Below are 17,248 nucleotides of genomic sequence, written 5' to 3'. Positions count from 1 at the left end.
GCTATCGCTGCTGCGCTCCCATATATTAACCGACGATCCCCATATAGCCGTGAATCCCCATATATACGCCGACCATTGCAATGAGCACGCTGGAAAAATAGGGCGCTTTGCGTGCCAGCGTGTTAAATCCGCTCCATCGTTTGGCTGCCTGCTGCACGCTGATTGCCGCACCCACGCCCACTGTTACCAGCGTTATCGCCAGCCCGAGGCTAAAGCACAGCACCATGGTGGCGCCCAGCGTGAAGGCTTTGAGCTGGATGCATATCAGCAGTACCGTAATGGCAGCTGGGCACGGGATCAGCCCGCCGGTCAGACCGAACAGTAATATTTGGCCGTTGGTGACCTCTTTGCCCGCAAAGCGGCGCTGAATATCGGTGGCATGCGCCCGTTCGTGGGCATCCTGATATTCTTTTGAGCCTTCGGTGAGTCCGGCCAGTGCGCCATGGTCGTGATTATGCTCGTGTTCGTGATGATGATGGTGATGATCGTCATCGTGGTCATGATGATGGTGGTGATGGTCGTCATGATCATGGTGGTGGTGATGCCCGTGATCGTGGTCGTGATGCGTCTGGACCAGCCAGTTCTGCTCTCCCTGCCAGGTTCGCCAGAACATCCAGAATGCGGTCCCGAGAATAATTATCGCCGAGACAAATTGCAGCCATGGCTCAACGGCCTGGGCGGTAAACGCTTTGCTGATATACATCCCACCGAGCGCAATCAGCCATACTACGGCGGTATGCGACAGCGTCGCTGCCAGTCCCAGCATCACCGCCTGTTTGATGGTCCCCTTAATAGCAATAATAAAGGCCGCCATCATCGTCTTGGAATGCCCTGGTTCCAGACCGTGCAACACACCTAATAGAATCGCGCTGGGAATGAAAAACCAGGCGTTGCCTTGCTGAAGAAGCGTAGAAAACTCACCCATGAGAATGATTCTTAGTTGTTTAATTTCGTCTGATTCTACTCCCCCCCAGTATCAAATACTACCCCCCAGTAGAATGTCGATGGTATTGTCCCTTCAGCCAGACGTTAAAAAGGTAAAGTTATGTCACATACGATCCGCGACAAACAAAAGCTGAAAGCCCGAACCAGCAAAATTCAGGGGCAGGTAGCGGCGTTGAAAACCATGCTGGATGAACCGCATGAATGCGCGGCGGTATTGCAGCAAATAGCGGCGATCCGCGGGGCGGTAAATGGATTAATGCGCGAAGTGATTAAAGGTCATCTGACCGAGCACATTGTGCATCAGGGCGATGAAATTAAGCGCGAAGAAGATTTGGATGTGATTCTGAAAGTACTGGATTCGTACATCAAATAAGCCAGTTTAACGGCTCATCCACGTTCAATACCGTCCAGTTAAGCATGTAGGGTGAACATGTGATTCTTTCTCAGGGTTCCGTTCACCTCAGCAGTGTCATTTATCTGAAGCACAGATTCCTGTGAACGTGTAAAGGGCGTTCTTCGCCACGCCCTTTACAATCCCGGCTCCCGGCGGGAAAATTGCCGCTCCGCGGTCCCCTCCGCTTATTCCTCCAGGCTACCGGGTCGGGCGCGAGGTAGCGTCCCTGCAAAGCGCGCCCTGAGCCAGCATCCATGCTGGCTCTCCCGGGCTTACGGAAACACGTCGGCAATTTTCAGCCGGACCAGCCCACACCTCACCATCTGCGTTTTTGGTCTGAACAGCAAAACAGATTTAACTGGAAATCAGAGTGTTGAAGCGATGACTCGGGTCCGGTTGAAAATCGATGAGGAGTTGACGTCTGACCGGGGCTGTCCGCAGGGATGCGGACAGAGGGGACGGGCTGCATGGACGCAGGCTCGGCCCCGACCCGACAGGCAGACGGCATAAGACGAATGAATCGCGTAGCGACGATTTTCCCGCCGGGAGCCTGGGTTGCAAGGGAGGCGGCGGTGAGCCTCCCTTGCACGTTCACAGGAATCGGTGCTTCAGAGAAACGATGAACATGAGGTGAACGGAACCCTTCTCTGAGATAGCATGTTCATTACTTCCGCCAACACAGGTTGATACTTTCTGAAATTGAGTCGTTAACTGAACGACATCGCACCCACTTTCAGGAGAATGAGCCGTTAAACAACACGTTCTAGCCAAAAAACATCACAGATACGCACAGCAGACCGACAATCAGGGTGATCAGATTACCCACTGAACGGTACGGCTTCAGCGCCGGGATCAGATAGGTAGACAATGTCGGCATGATAAACAAAATCATGGCAATCAGCGGCCCACTAATCGCGTAAATCATTGAAATAGCATTAGGATTAATGCAGCAGATGATAAACGTGATAGCCGAGACCAGCATGATGGACAAAGCGCGGTTAAAGGCCCGGCTTTTCTTCACACCCACCTGATGCAACGATGTTTTTACTACCTCCGTTGCCCCTTCAATCACGCCAAAGTAGGTGCCAAGGAACGATTTTGACATCGCTACGACGGCAACGATGATCCCGGAAATCGACAGCCATGCCGGTGCGTTAGGCATCATCGATAGTGCTGACAGAATGGTCACACCTTCATTTTTCGCGTCTTCGATATAGTTTGTCGGAATCGAAAGCAAACAGCTGAAAACGAAAAACAGTACGCTCAGGCAGATGATAACGTAGGCTACCTTCATGATTTTTTTGCATTTACCCATGGCCTGCTCGCCGTATTTCTCTCTTCTGTCGATGGCGAACGTGGAGATAATTGGCGTATGGCTAAAAGCGAAAACCATCACGGGAATAGATATCCAAACCTGATGAAGCGTGTGCTGATCGACAGACATCTGGCCGGTGAGTAACGTTGGCTGCCAGCTTCCGGTCAGGTAGAGCGAAAGGAATAAAAAATACGCGATGAGCGGGAACACCAGAAAGCCCATCACCCGGATGGTGGCTTGTCGACCCATCAGAAAAATTAAATTCAGCACCAGTACCACGCCCAGACTGACCAGCATGCGGATCCGCAGGTCGATAGTGATATGTTTTGCCAGCTGTTCAGTGAGTGAGTTGGTTATCGCCACGGCGTAGATCAGCACCACCACAAAGAAGGCAATAAAATAGAGGGTGGTGATCAGGCTGCCAATCTTCTTGCCGTAGTAGTGTGTAACCGCGCCAGTGATCCCCTCACCAGCCGACGTTTTTGAAGACAGGATAAACTGGCACAGCGCCTTGTGCGGCCAGTAGGTTAAAGGCCAGGCGACGAGAGCAGTGATAAACAGTACCACCGCACCTGCAGAACCCAGCTGTATGGGGAGGAAGAGGGTTCCTGCGCCGACGGCAGTCCCATATAGTGCGAAGCTCCAGAGAGTCTCTTCTTTTGACCAAAATTTCGACATTATTTGAACGTATCAACTATAAAATAAACAAAAAGAAGCGCAATTTACCACAAATGGCAGGGGCTGGGGGAGATGTGAACAAGCGGGCTGGTGAATGGATGAATAGCCGGAACCGAGAAAATTCCGACTATTGTTTGAATAATCAGGCAGTAACGCGCTGCTGGCGGCGCTTCATAACACGCTCGCGTAACGTGTCATAAGCCCAGTTATAGAACATGGTATACGGCAGGAAGAACAGGAAGAAACCTATTTCCAGCGTGAATGCCTGAAGCAGGCTGACGTTCAGCACATACGCCACGATGCTCACCCCGATCACAATAAAACCGCTCTCAAAACCTAAGGCGTGAAATGCTCGCACTTTCGCCGTACGTTTTACCAGGTGCGACGGCCACAGACGGTCAAACAGGGCGTTATAAATGATATTCCAGATCATCGCTGTAGTGGCGAGAAGAATGGTCAGTCCGCCCATTTCCAGCACCGAGCGCTGCATCAACCATGCGGTGGTTGGTGCGAGAACAGCGGTGGCAATGCCTTCAAAGCAGACGGCATGAAAAATGCGCTCCATTAACGAGCGACGTTGGACTGTATCGTGTTGCATAACCTAAAACCTTCTTTGATGCCCGGATAACGGAATGGTGGCAATTTTATCGTTTTATGTGATATCTAAAAGATAGTATCCATCGATAAAGTAGATAGTTCATGCGTTACTCTCCTGAAGCGTTAACGGCATTTGTAGAGACCGTTTCCTGCGGCTCATTTTCTGCTGCGGCTCGTCGGCTGCGTAAAAGCCAGTCCACTATCAGTACGGCCATTGCGCATCTGGAAGCCGACCTTGGTTTTGCGCTGTTTGACCGTTCATCGCGCCAGCCAACGCTGACCGAAGAAGGTAAGCGGGTGCTGGGTTATGTGCAGGCGATTCTGACGGCCAGCGAACGACTTGATGAAGCGGCGATTTCACTGTCGGGTGAAACGGAAGCGCGTCTGACCTTCGTATTGTCAGACACGCTGCATCCGGATGTGCTGGAAGAGTTGATGGTGCAGTTTGACCGCAAGTTTCCCCATACCGAGTTTGAATGTCTGATTGGCGAAGACGAGGACGTGATCGATCTGCTGCAAAAAGGACGTGCTCAGGTGGGGTTGATCGAAGCGCGGGAGGATTACCCGACCGATATGGGCGTCACGCGCTTGCCGATGCAAACCTGGATGGGATTATACGTGGCGGCATCGCATCCGTTGGCGGCTCAAGAAAAACTGCAGTGGGAGCAGCTACACACCTGGCGCGAGCTGCGTTTGAATACCTATCTGGAAAGCGGGACTAACGTGGCGCGCGGTCCCGTCTGGTCGGCTCCTAACTACCTGTTATTGCTAAGTATGGCTGTTCAGGGATTCGGCTGGTGCGCGCTCCCGTGTGCGCTGGTGGAGGAGTTTGCGGCAGAAAAACCATTGGTTCAATTAAAGCTGCCCGGCTGGCCAAAGGCTATCTCTATCGATCTGTTGTGGAATAAGAAATCACCGCCTGGCGTGGCGGGAAGTTGGCTGCGCGACCATTTACAGCAGAGTGGCGTTCAGATGACCAATAAATGATACGAATTTCCTTTGTGATAAAAATCACCATTCTTAAACAACCTTGATAACTATTTTTAACAATCATCTACTATTGCGGTGTTATTTTGCGCTGAGGTGGTGATGAAAGAGGTTGTGATAGTCGGGGCGTTACGGACACCGATTGGCTGCTTCCAGGGGACGCTGGCGCGCCACTCTGCCGTTGAATTAGGCAGCATGGTGGTCAGGGCGTTGCTGGAACGCACGGGCGTGGACGTTCATGCTGTGGATGAAGTGATCCTCGGTCAGGTGCTTACCGCAGGCGCCGGACAGAACCCGGCGCGTCAGTCTGCCATCAATGGTGGGCTACCCAATACCGTTTCCGCCATCACCATTAACGATGTCTGCGGTTCGGGCCTGAAAGCGCTGCATCTGGCGACCCAGGCTATTCAGTGCGGCGAAGCCGACATTGTGATTGCGGGCGGGCAAGAGAATATGAGCCGTGCCCCGCATGTCCTTACCGATAGCCGCACCGGCGCTCAACTGGGGAACAGCCAACTGGTCGACAGCCTGGTACATGACGGTCTGTGGGATGCCTTCAACGATTATCACATGGGCGTTACCGCGGAAAACCTGGCGCGAGAATACGGCATTAGCCGCGAATTACAGGATGCCTACGCGCTGCACTCGCAGCACAAAGCGCGGATGGCAATTGATGCTGGACGCTTTAAAGATGAAATCGTGCCGGTGGTAACACAGCGTAATGGGCAATCATTGGTGGTGGATACCGACGAGCAGCCGCGTACCGATGCCAGCGCCGAAGGGCTGGCGCGTCTGGATCCTACCTTTGACAGGCTCGGTTCGGTAACGGCAGGTAACGCGTCATCCATCAATGACGGCGCCGCTGCGGTGATGATGATGAGCGAGGCCAAGGCGCAAGAGTTGAACTTACCTGTACTGGCCCGTATTCGCGCCTTTGCCAGCGTCGGGGTCGACCCTGCGCTCATGGGGATTGCGCCAGTGTATGCGACCCGCCGCTGCCTTGAGCGTGTGGGCTGGCAACTGGCTGATGTTGATCTTATCGAAGCTAATGAGGCCTTCGCCGCGCAGGCATTATCCGTTGGGAAAATGCTGGAGTGGGATGAACGGCGGGTGAATGTTAACGGCGGAGCCATTGCGCTCGGTCATCCGATTGGTGCGTCTGGCTGCCGAATTCTGGTTTCGCTGGTGCATGAAATGGTGAAGCGTCGGGCGCATAAGGGCCTGGCAACGCTGTGTATCGGTGGTGGTCAGGGTGTGGCGCTCGCTATCGAACGAGATTAACGATCTTACATTTACCGTCTTAAACGCCTTTCTACGTGTTTTCCCTGCACCTGTAAAAAAGCCCTCCAGCAGGAGGGCAAGGCCAGTTACAGAAACATACACTCTAAACACAGTCAACTTATCAAAACATTGTTTCATTTCATGTGATTAACTGCGCACTTTGTTAGAAAAGGTGTCTTTTCGACTGATCATCGCGGCTGAATTTTCCATTTTTTATCCCCGCCCCTAATGAATAAATAAATTTATCGTATTGTTATTCAATCATTTTATTAAGGTCCATTTCGCTATTCATACGCGCTAGCGTGATCGCACTTACACTTTTGATAATAAGATGCGAAAAAAGTGAAACATCGTTTTATTTATAATTGAAAACACATTCAGGGAGGAATATCATGAGTGCATAAGATAAAACGGAACAGCGTTTTGCTATTCGTTTAAGCATTCACGGTCAATTTATCACTGGAGGTAAATGTGGACGTAAGACAAAGCATCCATAGTGCGCATGCGAAAACCCTGGACACTCAGGGGCTGCGTAATGAGTTTTTGGTCGAAGAAGTGTTTGTCGCAGATGAATACACCATGGTCTACAGCCACATCGACCGCATCATTGTTGGCGGCATTATGCCAGTGGCCAAAACCGTCTCTGTGGGTGGCGAAGTCGGCAAACAGCTGGGCGTAACCTATTTCCTCGAACGTCGTGAGCTGGGTGTGATCAATATCGGCGGCCCGGGCACGATTACCGTTGACGGTCAGTGCTACGAAATTGGCCATCGCGACGCGCTGTACGTCGGAAAAGGGGCAAAAGAGGTGGTATTCGCCAGTATTGATACGACAAAACCGGCGAAGTTTTACTACAACTGCGCGCCGGCCCACACGACTTACCCAACTAAGAAAGTCACGCCTGCAGACGTTGCGCCAGTGACGCTGGGCGATAACCTCACCAGTAACCGTCGTACCATCAACAAATACTTTGTGCCGGATGTTCTGGAAACCTGCCAGTTGAGCATGGGTCTGACTGAACTGGCACCGGGTAACCTGTGGAACACCATGCCGTGTCATACCCATGAACGTCGTATGGAAGTCTATTTCTACTTCAATATGGAAGAAGATACCTGCGTCTTCCACATGATGGGGCAGCCTCAGGAAACGCGTCATATTGTGATGCACAACGAGCAGGCGGTGATTTCTCCAAGCTGGTCTATTCACTCCGGTGTCGGCACAAAAGCGTATACGTTCATTTGGGGCATGGTAGGCGAAAACCAGGTCTTTGATGATATGGACCATGTTGCAGTAAAAGATCTGCGCTAGTTGCGGGCGACAGCCGTGCCTGCTGCGGCGGGCATTATAAAAAATTAAGGATTTACAATGATTTTGAATGCATTCTCTCTTGAAGGTAAAGTCGCCGTTGTGACCGGTTGTGACACCGGTCTGGGTCAGGGTATGGCGCTGGGCCTGGCTGAGGCGGGCTGCGATATCGTCGGTATCAACATTGTTGAACCGACAGAAACCATCGAACGTGTGACCGCACTGGGCCGCCGTTTTTTAAGCCTGACCGCCGATCTGCGTCAAATCGACGGTATTCCGGCGCTGCTGGAGCGCGCAGTGGCAGAATTCGGCCATATCGATATTCTGGTCAACAACGCGGGTCTTATCCGTCGTGACGATGCGATCGATTTCAGCGAAAAAGACTGGGATGACGTGATGAACCTGAACATTAAGAGCGTGTTCTTTATGTCTCAGGCCGCGGCGAAGCACTTTATCGCCCAGGGTAACGGCGGTAAAATTATCAACATCGCCTCTATGCTTTCCTTCCAGGGCGGGATCCGCGTGCCGTCTTACACCGCGTCTAAAAGCGGCGTAATGGGTGTTACCCGTCTGATGGCGAACGAGTGGGCAAAACATAACATCAACGTCAACGCGATTGCACCGGGTTACATGGCGACGAATAACACTCAACAGCTGCGTGCTGATGAGCAGCGTAGCGCAGAAATCCTCGATCGTATTCCGGCGGGGCGTTGGGGTCTGCCGAGCGACCTGATGGGGCCTGTCGTGTTCCTGGCGTCCAGCGCATCTGACTATATCAACGGCTATACCGTTGCGGTAGACGGCGGCTGGCTGGCGCGTTAATTGCTTTCCAGAGCCAACAAACCCTGCTAAATGGCAGGGTTTTTTTTACTTTTGAATCATTAAAATCCATATTGTGGTTATAAATTATTCCATATTAAATTTCATGTGTATCAATTTATTATTTTTAATATTCTTTAATATCAATAAATTAAATTTAATTGAGTGATTGTCGGTAAATTTTAAAATTGGAATATCCATCACATAACGATGTGGTGTAGCTATTTAATCCATGTTTTTGCCGTTTCCCGCCTGACGCTTCCTGCAAGGGATCCCTTACTTTCAATGGCATGGTTACTCTGTATCTGGCAGGAAAAAATGGTCTCAATAAATAATGATGCTGCTTTAGCGCCGCGCCCAGTGCGCGATACGCGACGTATGAATATGTTTGTTTCTATCTCTGCGGCTGTCGCAGGGTTGTTATTCGGCCTGGATATTGGCGTGATTGCCGGGGCGTTGCCTTTCATCACCGATCACTTTGTGTTGACCAGCCGCCTGCAGGAGTGGGTGGTCAGCAGCATGATGCTGGGCGCGGCAATTGGTGCGCTGTTTAACGGTTGGCTGTCATTCCGCCTGGGACGTAAATACAGTCTGATGGCGGGGGCGATCCTTTTCGTCGTCGGATCTCTGGGCTCGGCGTTTGCCTCCAGCGTAGAAATGCTCATTTTTGCCCGCGTGGTACTGGGCGTTGCGGTGGGGATCGCCTCTTACACCGCACCGCTCTATCTCTCTGAAATGGCAAGCGAAAACGTGCGTGGCAAGATGATCAGTATGTATCAGCTGATGGTGACGTTGGGCATCGTTCTGGCCTTTTTGTCTGATACCGCGTTCAGCTACAGCGGTAACTGGCGCGCTATGCTGGGCGTGCTGGCGCTTCCGGCTGTATTGCTGATTATTCTGGTTGTGTTCCTGCCCAACAGCCCGCGCTGGCTGGCGGAAAAAGGTCGCCACATTGAAGCTGAAGAAGTATTGCGCATGCTGCGCGATACGTCAGAAAAGGCCCGCGATGAGCTGAACGAAATCCGTGAAAGCTTGAAGCTGAAGCAGGGTGGTTGGGCGCTGTTTAAAATTAACCGTAACGTGCGCCGCGCAGTTTTTCTTGGGATGTTACTGCAGGCGATGCAGCAGTTCACCGGGATGAACATCATCATGTATTACGCGCCGCGCATTTTCAAAATGGCGGGTTTTACCACCACAGAGCAGCAGATGATTGCCACGCTGGTGGTTGGCTTAACGTTTATGTTCGCTACCTTTATTGCCGTCTTCACGGTCGACAAAGCAGGACGTAAACCGGCGCTGAAAATTGGGTTCAGCGTAATGGCCATCGGGACGCTGGTGCTCGGATATTGCCTGATGCAGTTTGATAACGGCACGGCTTCCAGTGGACTATCCTGGCTGTCAGTTGGCATGACGATGATGTGTATTGCAGGCTATGCGATGAGCGCCGCGCCGGTGGTGTGGATCCTGTGTTCGGAAATTCAGCCGCTGAAATGCCGTGATTTTGGTATTACCTGCTCCACCACCACCAACTGGGTGTCGAACATGATCATTGGCGCAACGTTCCTGACGCTGCTCGATAGCATTGGCGCCGCCGGCACGTTCTGGCTATATACTGCGCTGAACGTCGTGTTTATCGGTATTACGTTCTGGCTGATTCCAGAAACCAAAAACGTCACGCTTGAGCATATCGAACGTAAGCTGATGGCAGGTGAGAAGTTAAGAGATATTGGCGTGTAAGTGAGCAGGGAGCCCGATAGAACAACTGATTATCGGGCTCTCATTACTACTTATTTCAGTGTGGAGCCGCCTGCCTTGCGAGGAGATCCTTAGCAGACAGCCCGGTTATCTTTAGTATAATTTCATGGCTAATACCATTCGCTAACATCATCTGGGCAATGCGTAACGCTTCTTGTTGTTTGGCTTCTTGTTGCAACACTTCCGCAATAGTCATCAGACTTTCCTTTTGCTGTGGTACCCGCTGAGCGACTTCACGGATAAATTTATCTACGTGAGGCGTATTTCCAAACTGCATCATGTAATTAAATAGCGTTTTGAGCTGGCTGTCATTAGCGTATCCCGTAGCCAGCAACGAGACCAGTTGTTCCACTAATCCCATTAAATCACGCTTGCGGATATGTTTTTGCATCAATTCCAGCAGTGCTATACGGCGATGTTGCATAATTTCGTCATCGGGTATTACGGTGATATCTACCAGCGGAAATGTTGCTGAGTATAGCTGTCGTGCCACTATGGGGTCGTCAAACTCATCCAGCCAGCAGAGTGAAAAGGGGTAGGGGCTGAGTGCGCCATGATAAAACAGCATCGGTATCACCAAAGGTAATGTTTTATGGCCAGCATCCAGATGGCGTTGCATTGCGGCCATTGCATAGCGCATTAGCCGAAATGCCATGTGAGCGTCTGGCGAACTCTGATGCTCGATAACAACATAGATATACCCATCGCCTTCATTTGTTTTTAATGACCACAGTACGTCGGAGTAGCTGGCTCGCAGGCTATCCTCAATAAAACTGCCTGATTCCAGTTTTAGTGTTTGCAGATCACATAGCTCCCGCAAGGTTGATGGAAGATAGATATCCAGAAAATCTCTTGCGGTATCAGGATGGTACAAGAACTGTTTGAAGACTGCGTCATGTGGAGTGGATGTTGTCATTTTTGTCATGGCGATCCGTCACCGTTAATTAAGATAACGTGACTGTAATCGCCCACATGGCGAGACGCATCGGGTGATTAATGCTTATGCGAATTGGTATCGAAGGAAAATGCCCCACATTGTAACGTATTCATTTTTAGGGAACTGAGTACGCATTTTAGCGTGTTCTCAAACCGGTCAGTAGCACGGCTTGAGAACAACGAAATTACCCGTGTAGAAAATCTTCGCGTATGGGCGTAAAGGTATCCAGCAGCGTTCCCGGTTTTAAACAGACGCAGCCATGCATAATGTTGGGTTGTTTATACAGGGTATCGCCCGCCCTAACGACATGCTTTTCTTCGCCGATGGTAAATTCAAACTCACCGGACAACACGTAAGTCAGCTGCTCGTGCGGATGATTGTGCATCGGGCCTATCGCGCCTTGCTCGAAGTTCATCTCAACCGCCATCATGTTACCGTCGTGAGCAAGAATGCGCCGGGTAACGCCATTGCCCAGATCGTCAAGCGTGGTCTCTTTATGAAAAATAAACATCCGGCCTTCCTGTAATTAATTAAAACAATGTTTCATTAAACCTATATCAGAAAATTAAAAAAAGAAATGCACGCCAACAGATGTGGAAAGTTGATCACATCTTTGGTTCACTGGAGAGACAACAACGAGTCAGGGGAAATGATGAAAACGATCGGTCTGTTAGGCGGTATGAGCTGGGAATCTACCATTCCTTATTATCGACTCATTAATGAAGGGGTAAAACAGCGCCTGGGCGGCCTGCATTCAGCGCAGATCCTGCTTCACAGCGTGGATTTTCATGAGATTGAGTTGTGCCAGAGTCGCGGTGAGTGGGATAAAGCAGGCGATATTCTGGCGCAGGCGGCGCTGGGGTTACAGCAGGCGGGTGCGGAAGGGATTGTGCTGTGTACCAACACCATGCACAAGGTTGCTGAGGCGATTGAAAGCGCCTGTGATGTGCCGTTCCTGCATATTGCCGACGCGACGGGGCGGGCGATACAAAAGCAGCAGATGAGCAACGTGGCGCTACTGGGTACGCGCTACACCATGGAACAGGATTTTTACCGCGGTCGTTTACAGACTGAATTTGGCATTAGCACGCTGATTCCTGAAGCTGATGACCGTCAGAAAATAAACCAGATTATTTTCGATGAGCTGTGTCTCGGTGAGTTCAGCGAGGCTTCCCGCGATGATTACCTGGGCGTCATCGACCAACTGGCGAAACAGGGGGCGCAAGGGGTGATATTTGGCTGTACTGAGATTGGTCTGCTGGTTCCCGCCGAGCTAAGCCCACTACCGGTTTTCGACACCGCGGCAATCCATGCGCAAGATGCGGTGGCATTTATGCTTTCGGTTGTGGATGCAAAATAGCCTCCAGCGGGTCAATAAGACTTGGTAGATGGTCCTGCAGATGCGCCGTAAAAGCATCAACCAGCGCCGAGGCGGGGCGATGAAGTGGGTGAATCAGGCTGACCGTAAAGGGTACCGAAATACTGAAGCGGCGGATGACGACCCCGCTACTGGCGTAATCCAGCGCGGTCAGTGGGTTTACCACCGAGATCCCCACGCCTGCCCGCACCATTGCACAAATTGAAGCGGCGCTATGGGTTTCAATCACCATACGGCGCTTCACCTGGTGCTCATTAAACAGGGTATCCAGTAGCTGACGGTAACTGTCGGTCCGTGACAGGCTGATGTAGTTTTCCCCCTGAAAATCCTGCGGCGTTAACACCGCTTTCTTAGTGAGCGGATGCCCCTGGGGCAGCACGCACACTTCATCCAGCGCCAGCAATTCGGTGCGTTTTGTTCCGGCAGGCGTATGCAGCGTTTCCGTTAACCCCAGATCGTGGCGCTGAGCCGACAGCCACTCTTCCAGTAGCGGTGACTCCTGCGGCACTATCTGAATATTGACCTGCGGATAGCGTGCGAGGAATGGCTGCAGTAGTGGCGGTAAAAAGGACTGTGAGAATACCGGCAGGCAAACAATCGACAATTCGCCCTGGCGGAACTCGCGCAGGCTTTCGGCGGCGCTCACAATTCTGTCCAGGCCATACCACGAACGTTGCACCTCTTCAAACAGACGTAACCCTTGCACGGTTGGGTGCAGCCGGCCACGCGTGCGTTCAAACAGCGTTAATCCCAGTACTTTCTCGAATCGGGCCAGTTCCCGACTGACGGTGGGCTGCGAGGTATGTAGCATGCGCGCGGCTTCCGTCAGATTGCCTGCCGTCATGATGGCGTGAAAAATTTCGATGTGTCGCAGGTTAACGGCGGGCATGGGCAATCCTCGAATGAACCAATCCATATCATTTTTGCATAGACTCACGATAAAACGATATTTTTTATTCTTTTCGGGCTGTGGCGTAATCATAAAAAAGCCAATGCCGGAGTACACCATGCCACGCCCACTCAACAACACAGACACTGACCTGACCGCCGACAACCTGCTGCGCCTGCCTGCCGAATTCGGCTGCCCGGTGTGGGTCTATGATGCGCAGATTATACGCGCCCAGATTGCCAAAATGAGTCAGTTTGACGTGGTGCGTTTTGCCCAGAAGGCATGTTCGAATATTCATATTTTGCACCTGATGCGCGAGCAGGGCGTAAAGGTTGATTCCGTCTCGCTTGGCGAAATTGAACGTGCACTAGCGGCAGGTTTTGTACCGGGGAAAGATGAAATCGTCTTTACCGCCGATATGATTGATGAAGCGACGCTTGCGCGGGTGCATGAATTGCGCATTCCGGTAAATGCCGGGTCGGTGGATATGCTGGAACAACTGGGTCAGGTCTCGCCGGGCCATCGCGTGTGGCTACGCGTAAACCCTGGCTTTGGGCATGGACACAGTCAGAAAACCAATACCGGCGGCGAAAACAGCAAGCACGGGATCTGGTATAGCGATCTTCCCGCGGCGCTGGAGGTGATTCAGCGCTACAAGCTGAAGCTGGTGGGGATTCATATGCATATTGGTTCTGGTGTGGACTACGCGCATCTGGAGCAGGTGTGTGGTGCGATGGTGCGTCAGGTAATTGAATTTGATCAGGATCTGGAGGCGATCTCTGCGGGCGGCGGTTTATCAATCCCGTATCGCGAAGGTGAAGAGGCGATCGATACCGATCACTACTTTGGATTGTGGAACGCTGCGCGTGAGCAGATTGCTAAATACCTGGGTCACCCGGTCGCGCTTGAGATAGAGCCGGGTCGTTTTCTGGTCGCAGAAGCCGGCGTGCTGGTAGCACAGGTACGCAGCGTAAAAGAGATGGGTAGCCGTCACTTTGTACTGATCGATGCGGGCTTCAACGATCTGATGCGCCCGGCGATGTACGGCAGCTATCATCATATCTCCGCGCTGGCTGGGGATAGTCGCTCTCTGGAACACACCCCGCAACGGGAAACCGTGGTGGCCGGGCCGCTGTGCGAATCTGGCGACGTGTTTACCCAGCAGGAGGGCGGAAATGTGGAAACCCGTCTGTTGCCTGCGGTGGTGCCGGGTGATTATCTGGTCTTGCATGATACCGGGGCGTACGGCGCGTCTATGTCGTCAAACTACAATAGCCGTCCTCTGCTGCCGGAGGTTTTGTTCGATAACGGCGTGGCGCGGCTGATTCGCCGTCGCCAGACCATTGATGAGCTGCTAGCGCTGGAATTAATCTGATTACAGCGTGGTGAAATGCCGGATGGCGCTACGCTTATCCGGCCTATGAAATTAACTGTGGGGCCTGTTGGCCGGATAACGCGCTTGTGCCGCCATCCGGCATTTAATTACTTAAAGTACGGCCCGAGCGTTACTGAGTCACGTAGTACCAGTTTGCCGGTAAACGGTGGGATTGGCTCGACGCTCTCACCGTTGGCCAGCCGGATAGCCTGGTCGATTGCCGTGGTTATCATGGTATCAATCGGCAGATAAACGGTAGACAGCCCCGGCTCCAGCCATTTGGCGCTGGGTGCATCATCAAAACCAAACAGTGAGACGTCCGTTGGGATCCTCAGCCCGGCCTGATGTAACGCTTTTGATGCGCCTAATGCCATGTCATCGTTACAGGCGAACAATGCGCTGAATTTCACCCCTTCCTCCAGCAGTTCACGACAGGCTTCATAGCCTCGTGTCATCGTGGAATCGCCGTATTTGACCTTGTCGGGATTCCAGGGAATACCGTTTTTTTCCAGCGCTTTACGATACCCCATCAGGCGGGATTTACCGGTCGGGGTATGGCCTGGCACAGTGATACAAGCAATATCGCTATGGCCCTGGGAGATAAGATAATTGACCGCCTGATAGGCCGCGTCTTCCTGTTCAAAGAAAATCGCGCGATCGCGGGCCTGGCTGACATCACGGTTGATGACCAGCAAGGGCATAGCGATGCTGTTCATCAGCGACATTATCTCTTTTTCACTCATATAGCGGGTATAGAGAATAATGGCGTCGCACTGCCTGTCCGCCAGCATTTGCACGGCTTCCTGCTCACGCTCTGGTGTGTCGTGTCCGTCGGTGACGATCAACTGCTTGCCGTGAGATTCCGTCTGGCGTGAAGCCTGTTGCAGCAGCCGGCCAAAGTAGAATCCATCAAATGTAGAAACCACCAGACCAATGCTGTTGCTGGTGCGGTTTGCCAAAGATCGCGCTAAAAAATTAGGCCGATAATCAAGTGCCTGCATGGCCTTAAACACTTTCTGGCGCGTGCTCTCTTTTACCTGACCCGTGCCATTCAGTACGCGCGAAACGGTCGCTTTTGAGACGCCTGCGTGTCGTGAAACGTCCAACATCGTAGTCATAACGCTATCCTGGTTAATCGTTTGACGATGAATTCCCCGGCTCTGTCAGCGTCGAAACGGAATGGCGACGCACCAGAGTTGGGTTAAAAACGTGGGTAATTTCAGGCACGGGGCGCTTCTCCGCCAGCGCGAGCGCCAGTTCGGCAGCCTGGGTTGCCATCGTCACGATCGGATAGCGCACCGTGGTCAGACGCGGGCGCACGTAGCGGGAAACCAGCACATCATCAAAACCAATCAGCGAGATTTCTCCCGGTACATCAATGCCGTTATCATTTAATACGCCCATGGCACCAGCCGCCATTGAGTCGTTGTAGCAGGCTACCGCAGTGAAGTTTTTGCCACGACCAAGTAACTCGGTCATCGCCTGTTCACCGCCGCTTTCATCCGGTTCACCAAACGTTACCAGGCGATCGCTGACCGGTATATTGCTCTCTGCCAGCGCGTCGTAATAGCCTTGCAGACGATCTTCCGCATCTGAAATTGTGTGATTGGAGCACAGATAGCCAATGCGTGTATGGCCCTGTTGAATGAGGTGGCGGGTCGCCAGCCATGCGCCGAAACGGTCATCAAGGGCAACGCAGCGTTGTTCGAATCCTGGCAGAATTCGGTTAATTAATACCATGCCGGGGATTTGCTTCATTAGTGATGCCAGCTCAGCATCCGGGATGATTTTTGCGTGGACAACAAGGGCTGCGCAGCGGTGGCGAATGAGCTGTTCAATCGCCTGTCGTTCCTTCTGTTCGTTATGGTAGCCGTTGCCAATCAGTAAAAAATTACCGGTGTTATAGGCCACCTGCTCGACAGCTTTAACCATTGCCCCAAAGAATGGATCGGACACATCACCAACTACCAGACCGATGGTCTCTGTGGATTGTTGTGCCAGCGCACGCGCGTTGGCGTTGGGGTGGTAGCTGAGTGATTCCATTGCACTCGTTACAGCCAGGCGCGATGCTTCGCTGGCTTTAGGGGAATCATTAATCACTCGAGAAACGGTGGCGACTGATACACCTGCTAGTCGGGCTACATCCTTTATGGTCGCCATGATAGTACCTGTTGTGGGTAAACGCTTACATTCCGTCAGTGTTACGGAAAATGGCTGGCTGTTCAAGCAGATTGCCCGTCAGAACGTCGCAAATGTGAGCGCACACGAGCGAAGTAAGACAGAAAATAGAAAATGCTAATTTTTGCTTACACTTTGCGGTGTGCTGTTGCGATTGTTCGCTGGTGAGGGAACTGAGCAGATTGCTAGAGTTGAGATCCCAGAGGTATTGATAGGTGAAATCAACTTTCGGGTTGATCACTAGAATTACACCAGCCTGCGCAGATGCGCAGGTTTTTTTTTACCTTCAGCTTATCTGTAACAGTAACCGATAATTTACACAACTCGTTGCATTTGGGTTCATTCCTTTGCGTTTTCGCACTGGCGTATCTGGCTGCTGACGACCACAATCAAGATCCCAGAGGTATTGATTGGT

General features: G+C 51.9%; 16 protein-coding genes. 8 read left to right on the top strand and 8 right to left on the bottom strand.

Annotated elements, in window-relative coordinates; genetic code table 11:
- Positions 1 to 25: 25 nt before the first annotated feature.
- Entirely contained in the window at positions 26 to 925 is a 900-nt protein-coding gene (locus OGV74_RS07195; RefSeq protein ID WP_086504521.1) for a nickel/cobalt efflux protein RcnA, read from the bottom strand.
- 120 nt (positions 926 to 1,045) lie between these two features.
- Between OGV74_RS07195 and rcnR the strand changes: the two genes are divergently transcribed.
- Positions 1,046 to 1,318 (top strand): Ni(II)/Co(II)-binding transcriptional repressor RcnR, encoded by a 273-nt coding sequence (rcnR, locus tag OGV74_RS07190; protein ID WP_003033900.1) that lies wholly within the window; start codon positions 1,046 to 1,048, stop codon positions 1,316 to 1,318.
- A 784-nt stretch (positions 1,319 to 2,102) separates the two neighbouring features.
- Here rcnR and OGV74_RS07185 read toward each other — a convergent pair.
- Together OGV74_RS07185 and OGV74_RS07180 are read right to left on the bottom strand one after the other, a co-directional pair.
- Entirely contained in the window at positions 2,103 to 3,332 is a 1,230-nt protein-coding gene (locus OGV74_RS07185; RefSeq protein ID WP_048218539.1) for an amino acid permease, read from the bottom strand.
- Between the two features lie 142 nt (positions 3,333 to 3,474).
- Complete coding sequence (locus tag OGV74_RS07180; RefSeq protein ID WP_003033906.1) at positions 3,475 to 3,930, bottom strand: multidrug/biocide efflux PACE transporter; 456 nt, start codon at positions 3,928 to 3,930, stop codon at positions 3,475 to 3,477.
- Between the two features lie 101 nt (positions 3,931 to 4,031).
- Between OGV74_RS07180 and OGV74_RS07175 the strand changes: the two genes are divergently transcribed.
- The 5 genes from OGV74_RS07175 (at position 4,032) to araE (ending at position 10,058) form a co-directional block, all read left to right on the top strand.
- Entirely contained in the window at positions 4,032 to 4,916 is an 885-nt protein-coding gene (locus tag OGV74_RS07175; protein WP_003033908.1) for a LysR family transcriptional regulator, read from the top strand.
- Positions 4,917 to 5,018: 102 nt separating this feature from the next.
- Entirely contained in the window at positions 5,019 to 6,197 is a 1,179-nt protein-coding gene (locus OGV74_RS07170) for an acetyl-CoA C-acetyltransferase (protein ID WP_003033912.1), read from the top strand.
- 471 nt (positions 6,198 to 6,668) lie between these two features.
- Complete coding sequence (gene kduI / locus OGV74_RS07165; protein ID WP_003840972.1) at positions 6,669 to 7,505, top strand: 5-dehydro-4-deoxy-D-glucuronate isomerase; 837 nt, start codon at positions 6,669 to 6,671, stop codon at positions 7,503 to 7,505.
- A gap of 57 nt (positions 7,506 to 7,562) precedes the next feature.
- Entirely contained in the window at positions 7,563 to 8,324 is a 762-nt protein-coding gene (kduD, locus tag OGV74_RS07160; RefSeq protein WP_003033923.1) for a 2-dehydro-3-deoxy-D-gluconate 5-dehydrogenase KduD, read from the top strand.
- A 315-nt stretch (positions 8,325 to 8,639) separates the two neighbouring features.
- Complete coding sequence (araE, locus tag OGV74_RS07155; protein ID WP_003033926.1) at positions 8,640 to 10,058, top strand: arabinose-proton symporter AraE; 1,419 nt, start codon at positions 8,640 to 8,642, stop codon at positions 10,056 to 10,058.
- Positions 10,059 to 10,113: 55 nt separating this feature from the next.
- Here araE and OGV74_RS07150 read toward each other — a convergent pair whose 3' ends face one another.
- Together OGV74_RS07150 and OGV74_RS07145 are read right to left on the bottom strand one after the other, a co-directional pair.
- The gene (locus OGV74_RS07150; protein ID WP_003033929.1) at positions 10,114 to 11,001 is read right to left on the bottom strand and encodes an Rpn family recombination-promoting nuclease/putative transposase; all 888 of its coding nucleotides are present in this window, start codon (positions 10,999 to 11,001) and stop codon (positions 10,114 to 10,116) included.
- 196 nt (positions 11,002 to 11,197) lie between these two features.
- Positions 11,198 to 11,524 carry a cupin domain-containing protein gene (locus OGV74_RS07145; protein WP_286520593.1) on the bottom strand — a complete coding sequence of 109 codons (327 nt, stop codon included), beginning with the start codon at positions 11,522 to 11,524 and terminating at the stop codon, positions 11,198 to 11,200.
- Positions 11,525 to 11,665: 141 nt separating this feature from the next.
- Here OGV74_RS07145 and OGV74_RS07140 point away from each other — a divergent pair, with 141 nt between their 5' ends.
- The gene (locus tag OGV74_RS07140) at positions 11,666 to 12,373 is read left to right on the top strand and encodes an aspartate/glutamate racemase (protein WP_086504520.1); all 708 of its coding nucleotides are present in this window, start codon (positions 11,666 to 11,668) and stop codon (positions 12,371 to 12,373) included.
- On the opposite strand, the gene OGV74_RS07135 is transcribed toward OGV74_RS07140, so the two are convergent.
- Positions 12,345 to 13,280, bottom strand: coding sequence for a LysR family transcriptional regulator (locus OGV74_RS07135; RefSeq protein ID WP_003033937.1), 936 nt, complete (start codon positions 13,278 to 13,280; stop codon positions 12,345 to 12,347). The genes OGV74_RS07140 and OGV74_RS07135 overlap by 29 nt on opposite strands.
- 118 nt (positions 13,281 to 13,398) lie before the next feature.
- On the opposite strand from OGV74_RS07135, the gene lysA reads away from it, so the two are divergent.
- Complete coding sequence (lysA, locus tag OGV74_RS07130) at positions 13,399 to 14,655, top strand: diaminopimelate decarboxylase (protein ID WP_286520591.1); 1,257 nt, start codon at positions 13,399 to 13,401, stop codon at positions 14,653 to 14,655.
- Between the two features lie 107 nt (positions 14,656 to 14,762).
- Here lysA and OGV74_RS07125 read toward each other — a convergent pair whose 3' ends face one another.
- Together OGV74_RS07125 and galR are read right to left on the bottom strand one after the other, a co-directional pair.
- Positions 14,763 to 15,773 carry a LacI family DNA-binding transcriptional regulator gene (locus tag OGV74_RS07125; RefSeq protein ID WP_003846454.1) on the bottom strand — a complete coding sequence of 337 codons (1,011 nt, stop codon included), beginning with the start codon at positions 15,771 to 15,773 and terminating at the stop codon, positions 14,763 to 14,765.
- A 13-nt stretch (positions 15,774 to 15,786) separates the two neighbouring features.
- The gene (gene galR, locus OGV74_RS07120) at positions 15,787 to 16,815 is read right to left on the bottom strand and encodes an HTH-type transcriptional regulator GalR (protein WP_003033945.1); all 1,029 of its coding nucleotides are present in this window, start codon (positions 16,813 to 16,815) and stop codon (positions 15,787 to 15,789) included.
- Positions 16,816 to 17,248 lie beyond the last annotated feature (433 nt).

The organism is Citrobacter sp. Cf116 (assembly GCF_030336505.1).
Classification (GTDB): Bacteria; Pseudomonadota; Gammaproteobacteria; order Enterobacterales; family Enterobacteriaceae; genus Citrobacter; species Citrobacter freundii.
This window is presented reverse-complemented; position numbering and strand designations above follow the sequence as displayed.

Excerpts from the sequence above, each read along its gene's own strand:
- lysA (WP_286520591.1), top strand. The coding sequence starts at position 13,399 with ATGCCACGCCCACTCAACAACACAGACACTGACCTGACCGCCGACAAC.
- OGV74_RS07195 (WP_086504521.1), bottom strand. The coding sequence starts at position 925 with ATGGGTGAGTTTTCTACGCTTCTTCAGCAAGGCAACGCCTGGTTTTTC.
- araE (WP_003033926.1), top strand. The coding sequence starts at position 8,640 with ATGGTCTCAATAAATAATGATGCTGCTTTAGCGCCGCGCCCAGTGCGC.
- OGV74_RS07135 (WP_003033937.1), bottom strand. The coding sequence starts at position 13,280 with ATGCCCGCCGTTAACCTGCGACACATCGAAATTTTTCACGCCATCATG.
- OGV74_RS07170 (WP_003033912.1), top strand. The coding sequence starts at position 5,019 with ATGAAAGAGGTTGTGATAGTCGGGGCGTTACGGACACCGATTGGCTGC.
- OGV74_RS07145 (WP_286520593.1), bottom strand. The coding sequence starts at position 11,524 with ATGTTTATTTTTCATAAAGAGACCACGCTTGACGATCTGGGCAATGGC.
- OGV74_RS07140 (WP_086504520.1), top strand. The coding sequence starts at position 11,666 with ATGAAAACGATCGGTCTGTTAGGCGGTATGAGCTGGGAATCTACCATT.
- kduD (WP_003033923.1), top strand. The coding sequence starts at position 7,563 with ATGATTTTGAATGCATTCTCTCTTGAAGGTAAAGTCGCCGTTGTGACC.
- galR (WP_003033945.1), bottom strand. The coding sequence starts at position 16,815 with ATGGCGACCATAAAGGATGTAGCCCGACTAGCAGGTGTATCAGTCGCC.
- OGV74_RS07150 (WP_003033929.1), bottom strand. The coding sequence starts at position 11,001 with ATGACAAAAATGACAACATCCACTCCACATGACGCAGTCTTCAAACAG.
- OGV74_RS07175 (WP_003033908.1), top strand. The coding sequence starts at position 4,032 with ATGCGTTACTCTCCTGAAGCGTTAACGGCATTTGTAGAGACCGTTTCC.
- OGV74_RS07125 (WP_003846454.1), bottom strand. The coding sequence starts at position 15,773 with ATGACTACGATGTTGGACGTTTCACGACACGCAGGCGTCTCAAAAGCG.
- OGV74_RS07185 (WP_048218539.1), bottom strand. The coding sequence starts at position 3,332 with ATGTCGAAATTTTGGTCAAAAGAAGAGACTCTCTGGAGCTTCGCACTA.
- rcnR (WP_003033900.1), top strand. The coding sequence starts at position 1,046 with ATGTCACATACGATCCGCGACAAACAAAAGCTGAAAGCCCGAACCAGC.
- OGV74_RS07180 (WP_003033906.1), bottom strand. The coding sequence starts at position 3,930 with ATGCAACACGATACAGTCCAACGTCGCTCGTTAATGGAGCGCATTTTT.